This is a genomic window from Polynucleobacter sp. HIN7 (assembly GCF_030297595.1).
In the GTDB taxonomy this organism is placed as follows: Bacteria; Pseudomonadota; Gammaproteobacteria; order Burkholderiales; family Burkholderiaceae; genus Polynucleobacter.
The window spans coordinates 1,053,678-1,068,774 of record NZ_AP028138.1 but is presented as its reverse complement, the minus strand read 5'-3'; the positions used below and the strand labels follow the sequence as shown (position 1 = coordinate 1,068,774).

21 protein-coding genes and 1 tRNA gene are annotated in these 15,097 nt (G+C 48.3%); 11 read left to right on the top strand and 11 right to left on the bottom strand.

Annotated elements, in window-relative coordinates; translation table 11 throughout:
- Positions 1 to 21 precede the first annotated feature (21 nt).
- From QUE64_RS05655 to QUE64_RS05645, 3 genes are read left to right on the top strand one after another with little or no spacing between them, the layout of a single operon-like run.
- Positions 22 to 576 carry a flavodoxin family protein gene (locus QUE64_RS05655; protein ID WP_286224915.1) on the top strand — a complete coding sequence of 185 codons (555 nt, stop codon included), beginning with the start codon at positions 22 to 24 and terminating at the stop codon, positions 574 to 576.
- Between the two features lie 3 nt (positions 577 to 579).
- Positions 580 to 1,278, top strand: coding sequence for a pirin family protein (locus tag QUE64_RS05650; protein ID WP_286226183.1), 699 nt, complete (start codon positions 580 to 582; stop codon positions 1,276 to 1,278).
- 36 nt (positions 1,279 to 1,314) lie between these two features.
- The gene (locus tag QUE64_RS05645; RefSeq protein ID WP_286224914.1) at positions 1,315 to 1,968 is read left to right on the top strand and encodes a DUF502 domain-containing protein; all 654 of its coding nucleotides are present in this window, start codon (positions 1,315 to 1,317) and stop codon (positions 1,966 to 1,968) included.
- A 46-nt stretch (positions 1,969 to 2,014) separates the two neighbouring features.
- Here QUE64_RS05645 and QUE64_RS05640 read toward each other — a convergent pair whose 3' ends face one another.
- Positions 2,015 to 2,272 carry a type II toxin-antitoxin system YafQ family toxin gene (locus QUE64_RS05640; protein ID WP_286224913.1) on the bottom strand — a complete coding sequence of 86 codons (258 nt, stop codon included), beginning with the start codon at positions 2,270 to 2,272 and terminating at the stop codon, positions 2,015 to 2,017.
- Positions 2,259 to 2,522: a type II toxin-antitoxin system RelB/DinJ family antitoxin gene (locus tag QUE64_RS05635; protein WP_286224912.1), complete on the bottom strand. Its 264-nt coding sequence runs from the start codon at positions 2,520 to 2,522 to the stop codon at positions 2,259 to 2,261. Before QUE64_RS05635 ends, QUE64_RS05640 begins: the two co-directional genes overlap by 14 nt.
- Positions 2,523 to 2,621: 99 nt before the next feature.
- Between QUE64_RS05635 and QUE64_RS05630 the strand changes: the two genes are divergently transcribed.
- From QUE64_RS05630 to QUE64_RS05620, 3 genes are read left to right on the top strand one after another with little or no spacing between them, the layout of a single operon-like run.
- Entirely contained in the window at positions 2,622 to 2,951 is a 330-nt protein-coding gene (locus QUE64_RS05630) for an ArsR/SmtB family transcription factor (RefSeq protein WP_286224910.1), read from the top strand.
- Positions 2,942 to 3,430: an arsenate reductase ArsC gene (locus QUE64_RS05625; RefSeq protein ID WP_286224909.1), complete on the top strand. Its 489-nt coding sequence runs from the start codon at positions 2,942 to 2,944 to the stop codon at positions 3,428 to 3,430. Before QUE64_RS05630 ends, QUE64_RS05625 begins: the two co-directional genes overlap by 10 nt.
- Entirely contained in the window at positions 3,427 to 4,083 is a 657-nt protein-coding gene (locus QUE64_RS05620; protein ID WP_286224908.1) for an aquaporin, read from the top strand. Before QUE64_RS05625 ends, QUE64_RS05620 begins: the two co-directional genes overlap by 4 nt.
- Here the strand turns inward: QUE64_RS05620 and QUE64_RS05615 are convergent.
- From QUE64_RS05615 to QUE64_RS05600, 4 genes are read right to left on the bottom strand one after another with little or no spacing between them, the layout of a single operon-like run.
- Positions 4,074 to 4,613, bottom strand: coding sequence for a DUF3299 domain-containing protein (locus tag QUE64_RS05615; RefSeq protein ID WP_286224907.1), 540 nt, complete (start codon positions 4,611 to 4,613; stop codon positions 4,074 to 4,076). The two genes, QUE64_RS05620 and QUE64_RS05615, sit on opposite strands and share 10 nt — an antisense overlap.
- Positions 4,610 to 5,842, bottom strand: a complete 1,233-nt coding sequence (locus tag QUE64_RS05610; RefSeq protein WP_286224906.1) for an ABC transporter permease — start codon at positions 5,840 to 5,842, stop codon at positions 4,610 to 4,612. The genes QUE64_RS05615 and QUE64_RS05610 overlap by 4 nt, the downstream gene beginning before the upstream one ends.
- Positions 5,842 to 6,543: an ABC transporter ATP-binding protein gene (locus QUE64_RS05605; protein ID WP_286224905.1), complete on the bottom strand. Its 702-nt coding sequence runs from the start codon at positions 6,541 to 6,543 to the stop codon at positions 5,842 to 5,844. The genes QUE64_RS05610 and QUE64_RS05605 overlap by 1 nt, the downstream gene beginning before the upstream one ends.
- Positions 6,544 to 7,053, bottom strand: coding sequence for a ZrgA family zinc uptake protein (locus QUE64_RS05600; protein ID WP_286224904.1), 510 nt, complete (start codon positions 7,051 to 7,053; stop codon positions 6,544 to 6,546).
- Positions 7,054 to 7,197: 144 nt separating this feature from the next.
- On the opposite strand from QUE64_RS05600, the gene QUE64_RS05595 reads away from it, so the two are divergent.
- Both QUE64_RS05595 and QUE64_RS05590 read left to right on the top strand, forming a co-directional pair.
- Complete coding sequence (locus QUE64_RS05595) at positions 7,198 to 7,842, top strand: lipid-binding SYLF domain-containing protein (RefSeq protein ID WP_286224903.1); 645 nt, start codon at positions 7,198 to 7,200, stop codon at positions 7,840 to 7,842.
- A 24-nt stretch (positions 7,843 to 7,866) separates the two neighbouring features.
- On the top strand, positions 7,867 to 9,561 hold the full coding sequence (locus QUE64_RS05590; protein ID WP_286224902.1) for a GMC family oxidoreductase: 1,695 nt from the start codon (positions 7,867 to 7,869) through the stop codon (positions 9,559 to 9,561).
- Here QUE64_RS05590 and QUE64_RS05585 read toward each other — a convergent pair.
- On the bottom strand, positions 9,558 to 9,830 hold the full coding sequence (locus QUE64_RS05585; protein ID WP_286224901.1) for a hypothetical protein: 273 nt from the start codon (positions 9,828 to 9,830) through the stop codon (positions 9,558 to 9,560). The genes QUE64_RS05590 and QUE64_RS05585 overlap by 4 nt on opposite strands.
- Between QUE64_RS05585 and QUE64_RS05580 the strand changes: the two genes are divergently transcribed.
- Together QUE64_RS05580 and QUE64_RS05575 are read left to right on the top strand one after the other, a co-directional pair.
- The gene (locus QUE64_RS05580) at positions 9,814 to 10,710 is read left to right on the top strand and encodes a hypothetical protein (protein ID WP_286224900.1); all 897 of its coding nucleotides are present in this window, start codon (positions 9,814 to 9,816) and stop codon (positions 10,708 to 10,710) included. The genes QUE64_RS05585 and QUE64_RS05580 overlap by 17 nt on opposite strands.
- 38 nt (positions 10,711 to 10,748) lie before the next feature.
- Positions 10,749 to 11,519: a substrate-binding periplasmic protein gene (locus tag QUE64_RS05575; protein WP_286224899.1), complete on the top strand. Its 771-nt coding sequence runs from the start codon at positions 10,749 to 10,751 to the stop codon at positions 11,517 to 11,519.
- A 54-nt stretch (positions 11,520 to 11,573) separates the two neighbouring features.
- On the opposite strand, the gene QUE64_RS05570 is transcribed toward QUE64_RS05575, so the two are convergent.
- Both QUE64_RS05570 and QUE64_RS05565 read right to left on the bottom strand, forming a co-directional pair.
- Positions 11,574 to 11,649 (bottom strand) — tRNA-Asn (locus QUE64_RS05570).
- A gap of 203 nt (positions 11,650 to 11,852) precedes the next feature.
- On the bottom strand, positions 11,853 to 12,371 hold the full coding sequence (locus QUE64_RS05565) for a zeta toxin family protein (protein WP_286224898.1): 519 nt from the start codon (positions 12,369 to 12,371) through the stop codon (positions 11,853 to 11,855).
- 82 nt (positions 12,372 to 12,453) lie between these two features.
- Here QUE64_RS05565 and thiD point away from each other — a divergent pair, with 82 nt between their 5' ends.
- Positions 12,454 to 13,329: a bifunctional hydroxymethylpyrimidine kinase/phosphomethylpyrimidine kinase gene (gene thiD / locus QUE64_RS05560; RefSeq protein WP_286224897.1), complete on the top strand. Its 876-nt coding sequence runs from the start codon at positions 12,454 to 12,456 to the stop codon at positions 13,327 to 13,329.
- 5 nt (positions 13,330 to 13,334) lie between these two features.
- Here the strand turns inward: thiD and QUE64_RS05555 are convergent, their stop codons facing one another.
- Positions 13,335 to 14,264, bottom strand: coding sequence for a thiamine phosphate synthase (locus QUE64_RS05555; protein WP_286224896.1), 930 nt, complete (start codon positions 14,262 to 14,264; stop codon positions 13,335 to 13,337).
- A 9-nt stretch (positions 14,265 to 14,273) separates the two neighbouring features.
- Complete coding sequence (locus QUE64_RS05550) at positions 14,274 to 15,086, bottom strand: thiazole synthase (RefSeq protein ID WP_286224895.1); 813 nt, start codon at positions 15,084 to 15,086, stop codon at positions 14,274 to 14,276.
- Between the last annotated feature and the right edge of the window lie 11 nt (positions 15,087 to 15,097).

Sequence of the window (15,097 nt, the reverse complement as noted above, 5' to 3'; positions counted from 1 at the left end):
CCTAAATTATCAGGAGAGAACATGTCAAACATTGCAGTGGTATTTCATAGTGGCTATGGCCATACTCAAAAGCAAGCTGAGGCCGTTGCCAAAGGCGCAAACGCAACATTGATCGCTATTGATGCCGACGGCAATATTACCGAAGCCCAATGGGAAGTATTAAAGAATGCCAAAGCGATTATCTTTGGCTCACCCACCTATATGGGCAGTGTGAGTTGGCAGTTCAAGAAATTTGCTGATGCCAGCTCAAAACCATGGTTTGGTCAACAGTGGAAAGATAAGATCTTCGGTGGCTTTACTAACTCAGCAACCATGAATGGTGACAAACACTCTACCTTGCATTATTTCTTTACTTTGGCGATGCAACACTCAGGTATCTGGGTCGGCACTGGTCTCATGCCATCGAATGCCAAGTCCGCAAAGCGTGATGATGTGAACTATGTCGGCTCTTTTGCTGGCGCGATGATGCAAACCCCATCCGATGCCAGCGCCGATGAAGTTAACCCCGGGGACCTCGAGACCGCCCGTTTGTATGGTGAGCGGATTGCCAAAATTGCTAGCCAGTTTCACGCTTAAATGATGATGCAGATTCGTAAATCGCAGGAGCGGGGCTATGCCAATCATGGTTGGCTTAAGAGTTTTCACTCATTTTCCTTTGCTAATTACTATGACCCTAAATTTATGTGCTGGGGTAATTTGCGGGTGATTAATGAGGATCGGATTGATCCTGGCACCGGCTTTGGTGAACACAGCCATCGGGATATGGAAATCATTAGCTATGTTCTCTCAGGTGAGTTGGCACACAAAGACAGTATGGGTAACGTCAAATCCATCCCGCCTGGAGACATCCAACGCATGAGTGCCGGTACGGGCGTCACCCATAGCGAGTTCAACTATGCCAAGGATCAGACCACCCATTTTCTGCAAATTTGGATCCAGCCCAAATTTACGGGAGTCAAACCAGGCTATGAGCAAAAAACGATTCCAGCCCAAGATAAAGATGGCAAATTACGCCTCTTAGCCTCCATCGATGGAGCAGAGGGCTCGATCACCATGAACGCGGATGCGAAGCTCTATGCCGGTACCTTTAATGGTGATCAATCAGCGATCCTCAAACTGGACCCAAGTCGCAAAGGATATGTGCATCTCATCAAAGGCACCCTGACGGTGAATGGTCAGCGCTTAAGTGGTGGCGACGCTGCCATGATTGCAGATGAGTCAAGGATTGAGATCAGCCAAGGTGAAGAGGCGGAGGTGTTGGTCTTTGATCTTGTGTGAATTACACTCAAGCATTAATAGAACTTATTTGATCTTATGTCACCAAGCTCATCCAAACTTGTTCGCCTATTCCTAGCCGGACTCTTAGCGGCGTTTCCTCTGATAGCAACGGCTCTGCTGATTGCCTTTGTAGTGGGGATCGTGATTCGTTGGCTTGGACCATCGAGCGCAGTCGGCAGTGTGATGGCAAAGATGGGCTTAGGCATTGCAGGTTTCGAGTGGGTTGGTTATGTCATTGGCTTGGCGATCGTGATCCTAGCCTTGCTCATTCTTGGCCTGTTGGTTGAGAAGGGTTTGCAGAAGGGATTTACAGCCATCATTAATGGCTTGGTTCGGAAGATACCCGTGGTACGAACTGTCTATGACACCATTCATAGCTTTGTGAGTTTGGTTGCCAAGCGGGATGATGAGGAGCTCAAAACGATGCGCCCGGTATGGGTACATTTTGGTGGGGCAGGCGGTGTATCTGCTCTGGCTTTGCTCTCATCCCCCCAAGCGGTAATGGTCAAAGAGCAGGCCTGCTATGCAGTAATTGTGCCAACCGCGCCAGTGCCCATTGGGGGCGGCTTACTCTATGTGCCAGTTGATTGGGTAAGTCCTGCCGAGATTGGCATGGAAGAACTTACCAGCATCTACGTATCGATGGGTGTTACATCGCCGCAGTTTATGAAGACCTATAAAGCTACATAGCTGCAACAGGTTATTTCAGCACTTATAAACCCAGCTCACTATGGGATCAAAGTCGAACAAGCTGAAGCCTGAAATCATCTGGCTTGCGGTATATGAGTACTAAATCAGGCTTGATGTGACAGTCTCGATGATCTCTCCAATCGCCAATCAGCGAATGATCCCGATACCGACTGGGCAGCTTTTTATCTGCAATCAATAATTTAAGAATCAGAGTTAAATCACTTGTTAGTGATTGTTTGTGGTTTCCTTTGAGTTCTCTTTTAAAGTCGCGCTTGAATTTACTGGTCCGCTCAATCGTCCGCATTTAAATCATTCATTAAATCGTCAATTGAACGAAAGGACTTTAATCTTCCTTTCCTAGCCTCTTTCATTGCTGAAATAGTTTCAGGATTTGGAATCAACGGCTCAAAGGGAAGAGCCTTCTCCTTAGCGATTTTGGTCATCATGATCCTAAATGCTGAAGATGGAGTGAGACCCATAGCAGCAAGTACTGCTGTGGCTTCCTCTTTAATCGTTTCATCAATCCTGGCTCGGACCACTGCATTTGCGACCATTTTAACTCCTTGTGCTACATTGTAGCACAAATTTTTTCATATCCCAGCCAATCCTAGTTGTCATTAATTTGACACAAACATTTCTATATAATTGGAAATATGAAAAATACCGACGCCATCCAAGTTCTTTTAGCCCTTGGCCAGGAGACCCGCCTCAATATCTTCCGTCTAATCGTGCAACGCGGCGATATTGGCCTGACCCCCAGCCAGTTGATTGAGAAGTTAGGCATTCCCAATGCAACCTTGAGCTTTCATCTGAAAGAGCTAGTCAATGCCAAGCTGTTATTGGTAGAGCGCCAAAGCCGCAACTTGATCTATCGCCCTAATCCCAATGTGATTGAGGATCTCAGTGAATTTTTATTGGATAACTGTTGCCAAGGTCAATCGTGCGGAACTCATAAGTCTAAGAAAAAGGTCGCATGCCCATGAAAAAATACAACGTACTCTTCTTGTGTACCCATAACTCCGCCCGGTCTGTTCTGGGGGAGGCACTGGCCTCCACCCATCCCAGCGGTCTATTCATCGGTTACTCTGCAGGCTCGACACCAGGTACTCAAGTCAATCCTTTTGCCAAGGAGTTAGCCTTAGAGATAGGCTATGACGAATCCAAATTACGCAGTAAGAGCTGGGATGAGTTTGGTTTACCCAATGCCCCTAAGATGGATTTCATTATTACGGTCTGCGATAACGCCGCCGGTGAGGTTTGCCCCGTCTGGCCAGGCAATCCTGCCACCGCACACTGGGGATTTCCAGATCCATCGCAGGTTACGGGTTCGGATGTAGAAAAGCGCCTTGCATTCATTGAGGTGATGAACGGTCTCAAAAAACGCATTGATTTGTTAGCCAGCATGCCGCTCGATAAACTCGACTCGATGGCTCTGAAAGATATTCACCACAAAGCCTCATGAAGTCCTACGCGGCCGAGTTCTTCGGCACCGCATTACTGCTTACGATTGTGGCGGGTAGCGGCATCATGGGTGAGACCCTCTCGAATGGTAATGCAGCCGTGGCCTTGCTCGGTAATAGCATCGCCACCGGGGCAGGGCTCTATGTCTTAATCGTCCTCTTGGGCCCCATCTCAGGTGCGCATTTCAATCCAGCAGTGAGCCTGATGTTTTGGAAGCTGGGGCAGCTTAATCTCAACAAGCTACTTGCCTATTGGGCATGTCAGTTTAGTGGTGCGATTGCTGGAATATGGGTAACGCATCTAATGTTTGGTCTAGCAATCTTGCAAGAGTCAACCAAGGTGCGCACTGGTGTTGGTATTTGGGTTAGTGAGTTGATCTCAACACTCGTGCTTCTCTCGGTGATTCGGATTGGGGATCAGGCGGCAAAAGATAAGGTGCCAATGTTGGTGGCGCTTACTGTCACTGCGGGTTACTGGTTTACCTCATCCACTTTTTTTGCCAATCCTGCGGTCGCTGTGGCGAGAAGCCTCACCAATACCTTTGTGGGCATTGCGCCTGCCGATGTGTTGGGCTTTGTCAGCGCTGAACTGATTGCTGCCCTCGTGATGGTGATGCTGTTTTGTAAGGCGAGTAAGTCGATCCATCAACGATAGGGCGTAATCTTGTCGGCGTTGAGAACGTAGGCGCTACTGCCAATCTCAGAATAAGTTCGACCCTCGCTCAGAATGCCTTCCACCCAGATGGCATCCATGGTGCGCACCTTCGAGCCCTTGGGAGGCTTGACCAAAATAATTTGATTGGCCGGAGGTGGTGGCGAATGAATGCAGGCACCAAAGTAGGGGACTAATAAAAACTCACTACTTTGCATGCGTTCCGCGTCAAGTGGCACCACATAACCAGGAATACGTATTGCTTTACCGATATAAACCTTGGACGGCGGCGCGGTGTCCCAAGCTTTCTTTAGTCGAGCATAGGCCTCATCGGCCTTGGGGTCGCCATCCATTAAGCTGCCGTAGCGGCGCATGCGAGTGACCTCCAAGATCATTTTCTTGCGCCAACCCTCAGGCATCAGATCATCCCACTCGATCTCTTTATAGGTCGTAGCCTCACTGCGAAGTGGATGCGCCCCAAGCATGAGGCCCAGTAAGCTGACACTCGATAAGCGTAAAAAGGATCGTCTCATGTGGATGGGGGATTTAACTCTTCGTTGAGTGCCATTCTATAGGCTTTGATGGCCGGAATGCAGGCACAGAGGAGCACAACAATCACCAAGGCGAGTAAGGAGAGTAGATCATGGGTAGTCGGAAGCCCAATGCTGGTGACCACGCCCCAGGAGGTGCGGAAGTAATCGGCTGATAAGAGGATCGCGATCTGTAACATCAGCCAGCCTAGTGCAATACCAATTAGACTAATCAAGAGCGCTTCAAAAAGTACAAGGCGTAACAGTTGATAGGGCTTGGCTCCAATCGCCCGAAAGATCGCTAACTCACGACGCCGGTTCTCCAGTGAGACCAATAGGGTGGCCGTGATTCCTAGGATGGTGGTGATCAACACCCCTAAAGAAATAATTAAGAGCGCGTTCTCAGCCACCTCCATGGTGGACCATAAGTCATCTAAGGCAACCCCGGGCATCACACCCATAAGCCCTGCATTGGGCAGGGCGTCGATTTGGCGCCGTGCTGAGAACACGCTGCCGCGATCCTTGAGCCCGACATAGAACGCACTCACCTGAGAATCCGGATTGAGCTTGGCAAACTGAATTCCGCCTTCCTCAATGTCATGGAGCGCATCAAAGGCATTGGTGGAAATGAACACCGCGTTATCGATGGGGGTGCCATTAGGCTTTAGGATGCCTACCACCCGAAAGGGCGAGTTACTGTGGTCTTGCTTGGGGCCGGTACCTGAGCCATGGGTAATGGCAATTTGTTCACCTAGTTTCAGTTGGGTGTTCTTAGCCACGTTAGCACCCAGCACGACCTCAAAGAGTGTGGGATCGGTCAGTGCCTTGCCTTCGGATAATTCCAGATGACGACCTTGTGCCTTGATACGAGTAAAGAACTCAATGCTCGTACCCACCACTGGATAGCCCCGGAAGCTATCGCCCAATTGGACAGGTACCACCCAGGCAACAGGCTTAATGGCCATGAGGGATTTTTCATAAGAAGCGGTAATGGTGTTGGTCGCTCGACCAATATGAAACACACTATATAAAATCAGCTCAGTTGGGCTTCCCTTGGCGCCTACCACCAAATCGACACCACTGATGGCATTCGAGAAACTGGTCTTGGTGTCATCCCGGATCTTAAAGACCCCAAGCAGTATCGCCACCGAGATAGCGGTCGATAAGACCATAATCAATAAGCCGCCTTTGCGAGCTAAGGCGCTCAAAAGTGCAATGCGTAACCAAACCATTAGACGGTCACCTTCCGAGCAAAGCTGATGCGCTCATCAAATTGCTCACTCAGACGCTCATCATGGCTGACCATCACTAAGGCAGTGCGTTGCTCTTGTGCAAGACTCAAAAATAAATCCATCAGTTGGGTCTGATTCTGCCAATCCAAGGCTGAGGTAGGTTCATCTGCGATCACAATCGATGGCCGACCAATAAAGGCACGTGCCGCCGCAACGCGTTGCTGTTGACCAATCGAGAGCCGATGTGCGGGTTGGGTGAGGAGAGCTGGAGCGAGACCTAGGCGTTCTATTAAATGCGACAGTGCGGAGTCTAGGGAACCAAACTCCGCAATGGCAGCTTGACGCCGCTTGGGATACAGATGGGTAGGCAACAGGATGTTATCGGCAACACTAAGGTAAGAGATCAAGTTAAATTGTTGAAAGATAAAACCCATTTCTTCGCCGCGTAAGCGATCTATCGCACTCCGACTTAAGTCCTGTAAACGTTCGCCATGGATCCAAATCTCACCACGCTTGGGTGGCATCACCCCGGCGAGCAGGTTTAATAAAGTACTTTTGCCACACCCCGATGGCCCTGAGATGAAGAGACTCTTTCCAGGGGCCACCGAGAACGATAGATTGGTAAAGAGTGGCGCCTGAGCTGGCCAAGCAAACTCCAAATGCTTAACCTCAATCGCGAGGGAGTGGGGCGAGCGGCTCACTTAAAAGTTAACCGTACTGGAATCGCGTTCGGCGGTCGCTGATTTTTGACCCCAAGGACCAACTGACTCTACCCGAATCTCTTTGAGACGTTTGTATTCCGAAAAGAGGCCAATGCGAAGTTGTTTGAGTGAACCGATTTTGGCACAGTTCAGATCAAACTGATAGTCCAGATCGGCATGCTTACCTGCTTGATCGCGCACGATGGTGCTACTAATTAATTTGGGGGAGCACTCTGCATCATTATTTGCCACAAAGAATGCGCCTGGATTTTGCAGTTTCTGGTTCATAGTATTAATGGCATTAGTCTCCGCCTCTGTCTTGGGGGCGCGCTCAAACCCAACGAGCGCCTCCAGCGGAAGCTTCATGTTGCCAATTGCCCTACCAGACTCAATTGTGAGCTCAAGTTTGCCCTTACCATGCTCATGCGCATGGCCATGCTTCGCCTGAGCCAGAGCATGTCCGCTTGTGAGGGATAAAGCCCCAATTAATAAAAAAGGAATAATGATCATCGCTGGCTCTTTAAAGGAAATAACTATTGATCAACCTAGCATACTACCTAGAAATTAATCCCATTTCATGAATGGTCTATAAAATATGTGGGCTTAGTCATTTATGACGTTTTTGTAATCGATCTTTATCCACAGGACCCATCAATGCGTATTTCCAATCGCTGGACTGCCATCTTTTTAACTCTTCTTTGCCCACTGCTTTTGATCGCATGTCAATCGACGGGCAAAGATGGCAAACCATTGACCCCAGCCGAGATTACGGAAAAGCGCCAAGCAACCATCAAAATGGCAGAGACGGGCTTAAATCTTCTATTGAAGCAAGACCCCAAGGTTCGCAAAGATATTGAAAGCGCGGCAGGTTATGCCATATTCAATACCACGAATGTGAACGTCATCTTGGTGGTGGTGGCGCGCGGCGAGGGGGTTTTATACGATAAGCGCTATAAAGACCAACCGGTCTTCATGCGTGATATGAAAACCGGCGAGGGTCTCGGCGCTGGATACCAAGAGCAATATCAAATTATTATCTTTAAGACCCAAGATGCCATCGAACAATTTATTCTGACTACCGTTGATGGTCAGCAGTTGGGTCTCGATGTTGAAGCAAATTTCTCTGCTGGCTCAAGCAGTACGATCCGCTCGTTTAATCCGAATGTGACCTTCTATACCGTGGGCATCTCGGGCTACGATTTGCAAGCCAATTATGGCGGCGCTTTATACATGGTTGATCAGCAGCTTAATACCCCAGCGGTCTTAAAAGCCATTCAAGAGCGCCGTCAGAAGAAATAATTTCTAGTTTGGTGAGACACAGAAGTGAGCACCCCAGCAGCGCTTGAGTTTGACACCATTATTGTGGGCGCTGGTAGTGCGGGTTGCCTCTTAGCAAACCGTCTCTCCGCAGACCCAAACCATCGAGTCTTATTACTCGAAGCCGGAGGAGAAGATGATTGGTTTTGGATCAAAATCCCCGTCGGCTACCTCTACACGATTGCTAATCCAAGAACCGATTGGTGCTTTAAAACTGAGTCCGATCCTGGCCTCAATCAGCGCTCGATTCATTATGCGCGAGGGCGTGTGATTGGCGGATCCTCATCGATTAATGCCATGATCTATATGCGTGGTCAGGCGAGTGACTATGCACGCTGGGCCGAGTTAACCGGTGATCCCATCTGGAGGTGGGATCACTCCCTAGAGACATATAAATCCCTAGAAAACTACTTTGCTGGAGCCAATGCCTGGCACGGAGATCAAGGGGAGATGCGAGTCGAGCAGCCTCGGGTGCAGTGGGAGATCTTAGATGCTTGGCGCAAAGCTGCACAGGAGCGGGGCATTCCCTCGATCGAGGAGTTCAACCGAGGCGATAACGAGGGTTGTGCATATTTTCAGATGACCCAAAAGAAGGGAGTGCGTTGGTCGATGGCCGATGCGTATCTCCACCCAATTCGTCATCGAAAGAACTTAACGATTCTGACTAAAGCACAGGTATTGCAACTCAATTTAATACCGACGCAACCCCAAACCCAAAATAATCCAAAACAACAGATGAATGCCTGGTATGGCGCAGCCTGGGAGGTCACTAGCTTGGATCTAATCCATGCGGGATCACGCGTCACTGCCCATGCCAAGGACCAAGTGATTCTGTCAGCCGGTTCGATTGGATCCCCCCAACTATTGCAAGTCTCAGGAATCGGTGCGCACCATCACCTCAATTCCATCGGGGTCGAAACTAGGGTAGACCTTCCGGGCGTAGGCGAGAACTTGCAAGATCACTTACAGATCCGCACGGTGTATCAGGTTGAGAACTGCAAGACCGTCAATACACTCTATAAAAACTGGTTGACCCGAATGGGAATGGGCCTTGAATATCTCATCAAACGTACTGGACCACTAACGATGCCACCATCGACCTTGGGTGCATTTACCAAAAGCGATCCATCGCAGCCCACAGCGAATATTGAATGGCATGTACAGCCACTCTCCTTACCTAAATTTGGGGAACCGCTACATCCCTTTAATGCGATTACACCCAGTGTATGCAATTTGCGACCCAGCTCACGCGGCTGGGTGAGGGCTAAATCAGCCGATACCCAGATGCATCCAGAAATCCGGTGCAATTATTTATCGACCCCAGACGATCTAAAGGTGGCAGTCGATAGCCTTCGAATCACACGCCAAATTATGGGAAGCGATGCCCTAAAGCCTTACGCCCCCAAAGAGGTGTTACCTGGTACTCAATTACAAAGCGAGCAAGACCTTGAGCACGCGGCACGTGATTTAGGAACAACGATTTTTCATCCAGTGAGTACCTGCGCTATGGGGAAGGTCGACGCCCAAGGTCAAACTGATAATCCAAATACCGTATTGGATTCTGAGTGTCGGGTGCGCGGAGTAGCACGCTTACGAGTCATCGATGCCTCAGCGATGCCCTGTATTACCTCCGGTAACACCAATGCGCCAGTGATGCTCATCGCAGAAACTATTGCCAAGCAAATCCTGGCGCAGCGCTAGGTCGAGCTACCGTATTTTTTCTGGCAGGCCTCGGCGGATAGCTCGGGATGATTGCGCTTACAACGCTCAACTCGTTGTTCAGGGGTCATGTTCTTCATGTTTTGATACATCGAGCGACACTGGTCAACACTCATCTCAGGATGGCGTTGGCGGCAATGATCAATCATGCGTTGTTCATTGCTGGTATCTTGAGCCATTCCAGGGCTCACCCAGATCATTAGAACAGTACTAATTGTTAATATAGGTTGACTCATGCGTAATCGAATCATTTCATTCTCCGTAGATAAGTTGGAAGGATGCTGTACATTAAGCCAATTGATTGATCGTACTACGAATGACATGCTACTGCTGATTAATTTAATTAAATTCATTTGCTTGACCATTCCCTTGCTTTCAGGTGTGACACTGGCCCAATCCCCAACGAGTACTATGAGCCATACTGCCAAATCAGGGCAGCAAATGCAAAATCCGCTGTACCCTAAATCGCATGTCTTAGTCACCTATAACGCTAATCAAAAGTTAGGTGCCAACAGTAATATTAAGCAAGATGAGTATATGGTTGCTCCAGTCATTCCACTGCATCTTGGATCAAACATTCATTTGATTCTGAACCCGACATTAACCTACAACCGCAATATCAGCAATCAGCAGGTCACTAATCAGCAACAACCAATTCAGTTCCCAAGTTATTTCACTGTCATTCTCGATAAACGATGGTTTGCCGGAATCGGTCCCTACGTTCAGACCCCAGCCAGTAATGCCAATAATGGGTCAAGGCAAACGGGTATTGGTATATCGGCTGGGGCTCTATATGCACCAGATAATTGGACCATTGGCGCGACCATGTTTAATTCTTGGGGGATTGGCAATGACCTATCAGGTAGCTCAGCCAATATTCTGAATGTACAACCAACACTGTCCTATACGAGTGATCATGCGTGGACTTACAACTTATCGAGTCAAATGAACTTCAATTATACCGCGCGTAATGCTACTAATCAGCTCACCTTGAGTGGTGGCAAAACGGTCAAATTGCTGGACTATCACGTCTCATTTCAGTTGGGACCAACCTATATGGTGACCACAACACCAACCAGTGCTAAAGGCTTTGGAGCCTACCTTGGGGTTAGTATTAAATCAGCCCAATAAGGTCAAGTATGATGAAGCTTCTAAACGAAAGGCTCTTGATGATGCGCCGTTATTTACTAACAATCCTAATTACTTTATCTCTAACTCATATCGCTCAAGCGCAGCAATGTAAGGCATTGGTTATCACTGGCCATCCAGCATATCCGCCAGTTGCTTGGGCAGCCGACGGAAAACTGCAAGGGTCATCGGTTACTTTAGTCAGCAATATTGCCAAAGGTCTTGGGGTTGAGAAAGTTACCTCGATGGATTTTGGTTCATGGGAGAAGGCGCAACAAGCCATACGTGATGGTCGCGCAGACATCATCTTTGGTATCTATAAAAATCCGGCCCGAGCCGAGTATATGCATTACATAGAGCCACCATACATGCTCGATCCAGTATCGATCGTGATTCGTAAGGGTGACAATTTTAAGTTCACTCAATGGTCTGATCTAAAAGGGCATCGTGGCGTGACCAACCAAGGAGAGAGTTATGGCAGTCAATTTGATGCCTATATCAAAACCGAATTGAATGTTGTTCGATCCAATGGCGTTGATCAGGCGTTTGCTCAGTTACTCAATAAACAGGCTGACTATTTAATTATTGGAAGCTACCCAGGCAAATTAGAAGCCAAGAAGTTAAATCTGGACTCCAAGGTGGTTTTCTTGCCCAAGAGCGTGTTAACAGCAGATATGTATATTGCCTTCTCTAAAAAATCGAAGTGTTACTCCCAATTAGAAAAGGGCTTTACTGAGGGGATCAAAAAAGCAGTTGCCAGTGGCACGGTCGATCAACTGATTGAGAGTGCTAACCAACAGTTTTATAAGTAGTCAGAGTAAAGAAAAAGGCTTACAAGCCAATTAAGCTGCAAGCCTTATTGAATTTGGCTCCCCGACCTGGACTCGAACCAGGGACCTGCGGATTAACAGTCCGTCGCTCTACCGACTGAGCTATCAGGGAATAGATTTTGATTATAGCGAAGATTTTGATTTGCCCTCAGATATCCCCATTAGGGCATTTGGGTAACTTTTTCCTTAACAATTTTTCCATCTTTCATATGGACAAAAAAGGTGCCCGTTAGAAAAGATATTTTTTTTGCTAACTTCGCAGACCGCCTAAGTGCTTTGAGGGCGTCTAGAGTCTCTTGAGGGATTCTTTGATTTTTAACTAATTTCACTTTTGCACTCCAAAAGGATAGGTGCTTCATTTGTATTATCAAATACTGCCCAATGATCAACTAAATGCTTATAAATAGTATTTAGATTCTGAAGTCCTGATAGGTATCTTCTCTTTATTATATTGCTAGGAACATCATGCCCGCCTTGCTTGACTCTATTTTTAACTCTTTCCACAGCTAATTCAGGGGTAGGTAACTTTAAAAAAATGAGTGATATTTCATAACCTGCTTTTTTCCAGCGCTTTAGTTTGGCGGCATAACTTTTACCCGATAAGGTAGTTTCAAACACAAAACTCTCTCTATTTCTTACTAAATTAGATATTTCATGAAGCATGATTTTGCCGGCACTAAATGCTGCAAGATTTGGATTAAAGGGTGACAAACCAGTTGCGATTAAATCAGCATTTACAAAGCGTTTAAATTTCAGCTCTTTGAGGATAAATTCTCTTGCAAAAGTTGTTTTGCCAGCACCATTTGGACCCGCGAGTATTAGTATTTTCGGCAATTAATTATTCATTAGAAGTGTTGATGGAATGCCAGTGAAAGAGGAAAATAGACTAAGTGCACTTAGATTAAATTATATCAACATGAAAACCTCCAAACCCAACCCCATCCTGATCCCCAAGGTATTAAGCATTGCCGGATCTGATAGTGGTGGTGGCGCAGGCATTCAGGCCGATCTGAAGGTGATTACTGCTTTGGGTGGTTTTGGGATGACCGCCATTACGGCAATTACTGCACAAAACACGATGGGTGTAACCCGTATCCAAGATATTGACCTTGATGTGATTGAAGCGCAAATTGATGCAGTAGTGACGGATATTGGTGTGGATGTGGTCAAGATCGGCATGCTGGCGAGCCCCGCCATTGTAAAAACAGTGGCCGCTACACTCAAGAAACACGGTATTCGTAAAATCGTATTGGATCCAGTCTTGCGGGCTACCTCAGGAGCCAGTTTGGGTGGTGACGATACAGCGCGCACCATGGTGACCGAACTCTTTCCCCTTGCGACCATCATCACCCCCAATTTACATGAAGCTTCGATCTTATTGGGACGTCCGATTGTGGCGGTTGATCAATTTAAGGCAGCTGCTGAAGAACTATTAGCCCTTGGCCCACGCGCGGTCTTGATCAAAGGTGGACACCTGGAAGGTGAGCCCAATGAGCTAGTCGACTATTTAATCTGGCATGATCGCAAAGACGATGTACCAGTGGTGTTTCATAAAGAGTTTAAGCATCCACGCATACCGACGGTGAACACCCATGGCACAGGCTGCTCACTCTCAAGTGCTATTGCAACCTACTTGGCTGACAAGCATGATCTCAGTCACTCGGTAGCGAAAGCAATCTCATTTGTGAGTGCAGCAATTGAAGCAGGGCAGCGTTTAGAAATTGGTAAGGGTCCCGGGCCGCTGTGGCATATGCACGACTTCTATCCTACTCAACTACCAGATCAACAATAGCTTGCTTAGTTGGTTTTCATGAGCTCTTGTAAGCGCTTGACCGCCGCTTTGGGATCATCGCTGGCCACAATCGCGCGTACTACTGCGACCGATCCCACACCACTTTGTGCCACCGCATGAATACTTCCCTCATCAATGCCACCAATCGCGACGAGTGGATAGTGCTGCATCAGCTTGGCATAGGCGTATAAGCGTCCTAAGCCTTGAGGTGCGGTGGGCATCTTCTTTAGATTGGTCGGGAACACCGCACCCATGGCAATGTAGCTTGGGCAATAGCGATCCGCAATCACCAACTCAGCGTAGCCATGGGTACTCAGCCCCAAACGCAGGCCTGCCTCACGAATCGCATCCAAATTGGCGCTTACTAAATCTTCCTGACCTAAGTGCACTCCATAGGCGCCAGCTGCAATCGCTTCTTCCCAATGGTCATTGATAAATAAGAGGGTCTTGCTACCTTTAACTGCCGCAACCGCCTCACGGATTTGTGAACGTATTTGGGTTACATCATCGGATTTAAATCGCAACTGTGCGGTAGGTAGCTCAGCATCGACCATGCGCTTAATCCAATCCGCATCGGGGAACACCCCATAAAGACCCAAGCGCTTCGGACACTCTTTAAAGGCTTTTGGATTCGAATTGCGCGAGTAGGGCAACATCTCAAAATACTCTGGCCGTGAGGGCCAGAGCTTGGGATTAAAGTCACCTACGTCTTTGATCATACGTGACCATGCTTTGCCTAACACGCGTGCATCACTCTCAATAAAACCCATCTCAATCGCCGCAATCGTACCAGCAAGTTCGTATTGATCTTGGCTGGCCTCGGTCTTAATGGTTGGCGGTGGTTGATCAGGACTAAAGCTTGGCAAGGGTAAGCACAACTCATGATGGCAATGCGCTGCCACAATTTGCTTCGCCATCTCCCGAATATGACTCACACTAGATTCCTATTCGTGATGCCAAAATGGCGTACCGACCAAGGGGGTACTTGCCTGCGCTGAATCCTGTGGTTGCATCGCTCCTGACAAAAACGCTTGACGACCTGCATGAACCGCGCTGGCAAAGGCTTGAGCCATGGCAACAGGATCTTGGGCGAGTGCCACGGCCGTATTCAGTAGCACACCATCAAAGCCCCATTCCATCACGGTACAGGCATGGGACGGTAGACCTAAGCCCGCATCGACGAGTAAGGGAACCGACAAACGCTCGCGTAGTAAGCGCATCGCATAAGGATTAAGAGGCCCTTGACCGGTGCCAATCGGTGCAGCCCAGGGCATGACCGCTTGGCAACCAACATCGACTAAGCGCTGACACAAAATGAGATCCTCGGTGCAATAGGGCAGAACCTTAAACCCATCTTTGATCAGATGCTCGGCGGTTTGCACCAGGCGCAAGGTATCCGGTTGCAGGGTGTAATCATCTCCAATCAGTTCCAACTTAATCCAGTTGGTCTCAAACACCTCACGCGCCATCTGCGCGGTGGTAATTACCTCTTGTGGGCTGTGGCAACCAGCGGTATTCGGTAATACCGGTACTGCCATTTTCTTGAGGAGCTCCCAAAAGCCGCTATGTGCATCGGTTGCAGCTGAGCCTTGACGACGTAAGCTCGCTGTAATCATCGCTGGGCGTGCACGTTGCACGGCGGTCTCTAGTACCTGAGGCGAGGGATAGCGTGAGGTACCTAGTAGCAAACGACTCGCAAATGACTCCCCATACAGAATGAGAGGATCATTGAGGTGGGTTGGTAAAGGAGCGGTCATGAGTTGAATAT